This window comes from Streptomyces poriferorum (genome assembly GCF_019399235.1).
Lineage (GTDB): Bacteria > Actinomycetota > Actinomycetes > Streptomycetales > Streptomycetaceae > Streptomyces > Streptomyces poriferorum.
On the sequence record NZ_JAELVH010000512.1, the window covers coordinates 1 to 2,022 of the forward strand.

General features: G+C 73.5%; 1 protein-coding gene and 1 pseudogene. One reads left to right on the top strand and one right to left on the bottom strand.

Annotated elements, in window-relative coordinates:
• The first annotated feature begins 269 nt into the window (after positions 1 to 269).
• Positions 270 to 944, top strand: a complete 675-nt coding sequence (locus JGS39_RS39130) for a FadR/GntR family transcriptional regulator (RefSeq protein WP_219574525.1) — start codon at positions 270 to 272, stop codon at positions 942 to 944.
• A gap of 52 nt (positions 945 to 996) precedes the next feature.
• Here the strand turns inward: JGS39_RS39130 and JGS39_RS39135 are convergent.
• Positions 997 to 2,022: pseudogene (locus tag JGS39_RS39135) on the bottom strand (hypothetical protein); the annotation flags it as partial.

Genomic DNA, 2,022 nt, shown 5'->3' on the forward strand with positions numbered 1-2,022 from the left:
TGGACAAGTAATCATCCCATGATTCTATGATGGCCCCATGCATGACGACGCAACCCCTCCCCGGACCCCCACCAGGACGCTGGACCCGGCCGCGGGCGCGGCCGGGTCCAGCGTCCTGGTGGGGGTCCGGGGAGGGGTTGCGTCGTCATGCATGGGGCCATCATAGAATCATGGGATGATTACTTGTCCAATCCTCTGAGAAGATTCGGATACCTCCGCGAGACGGCGGCGGCCACCGCCGCCCGCCGCACACCCGAGCAAGGAGCACCATGGCGCTGACGTCCCCGCGGCGTTCGGCACTCGCCGACCAGGTGATTGCCCAGCTGCGGAACCAGATCACGTCGGGCGAGTGGCCCGTGGGTTCACGCATCCCCACCGAGCCCGAGCTGGTCGAACAGCTGGGGGTGGCCCGCAACACCGTCCGCGAGGCGGTGCGCGCGCTCGCGCACAACGGGCTGCTCGACATCCGGCAGGGTTCGGGCACCTATGTGGTGGCCGTCAGCGAACTGGCCGGGGTGATGCACCGCCGATTCGCGTCAGCCGATCCGCGCCATGTGGCCGAGCTGCGCTCGACGCTGGAGTCGTCGGCGGCGCGACTGGCCGCCGGCCGGCGCACCGAGCGGGACCTGAAGCAGCTGGACGCGCTCATGCGGCGCCGGGAGGAGACCTGGGCGGCGGGGGACGCCGAGGCGTTCGTGGCGGCGGACGCGACGCTGCATCTGGCCGTGGTCGCCGCCTCGCACAACGAGGTGCTCACCGGGCTCTACGCCGACCTGGGTGACCTGCTGCGGGACTATCTGCGGGTCGACATCGGCCATGAACTGCGGCCCGAGAACCACATGGACCACAGCCGGCTCGTCGAGGCGATCCGGGCCGGTGACGCGGAGACCGCCGCCGCGGAGGCCGCGAGCCACGCGCTGAGCTGCCTGGTGGACCGGGTCTGACGCGTTCACCGGACCCTGTGGGCCGGCGCACTGCATGGCCGCCCGGGCTGCCTCATGGGCCCGGGCGGGCCTGGACCTGGGCGCTGTCCGGCGGCGGGAACAGATAGGCGCTGTACGGACCCGCGTCCCGGGTCTCCGCCAGGAGGACGGGCGGCCCCGAGGGCGCGTACGCCGGCCGGGGGCCGCCGCCGGCGACGAGTACGGCCGCCGGGACCCGGCGGGCGGCGTCCCGGAGGCCCGCGGGCGTGATGCTGCCGTCGTGCCCGCCCGTCTGCCGTGAGGCGCAGCCCGCGTAGTAGGCGATCGGGACCGCCTGCTCGCCGCTGATCACGCAGGGCGGGCGGATTCCGTTGCGGTGCAACGCGGCGGCCACGGCCGTGAAGTCCGCGCTGGTGGAATGGCTGCTGGCGGACACCCGGCTCGTCACCTGGAGCTGCACGGCCAGGTGGGCCGCGAGGACGGCGGAGAGTACGACGACGCGCCACTGCCCTGTGAGCCGTCCGGCGGGACGGCGCGCCCGGTCGTACAGGCGCACCAGGCACTCCGCCACCGGCAGGGACAGCAGTGCGTAGGCGGGCAGCAGGAATCGGGGTGCGGCGTACTCGATCAGGAAGAGATACGGCACCGCCAGTGATACCGCCGTCCCGGTCGCCAGGAGGATCACCGCGGACCGGCCCGCCCTCCGTGCGACGACCACCCCACCCGCGGCCAGGAACGGCAGCAGGGCCCACCAGACCGTCGTGCCGGGCCGCTTCCACGGGATGGTGCAGGGCCGGCAGAGCGTGCGTCCCTCCAGCGCCTTGGCCTGGTCGTCCACCGCCAGGTTCCAGCCCAGACCGCCCTGGATCTCGCTGGCCCGGTGCAGCCGGGTGAGCGGCCCCCCGTAGTGCGCGAACGCCTCCACGACCCACGGTGCGGCGCCCGCGAGGAGCCCGACGGCCAGCGCGGCAAACATCCGGGGCCGCACCACAGTGACCAGCAGCAACGGCAGAGCGAGCCACGCCCCGTCGGCCGGCCGCATCAGGACGACGACGGCTGCCGCCGCCCCCGCACCGAGCGGCTCGGCCCGCCCCGCCCC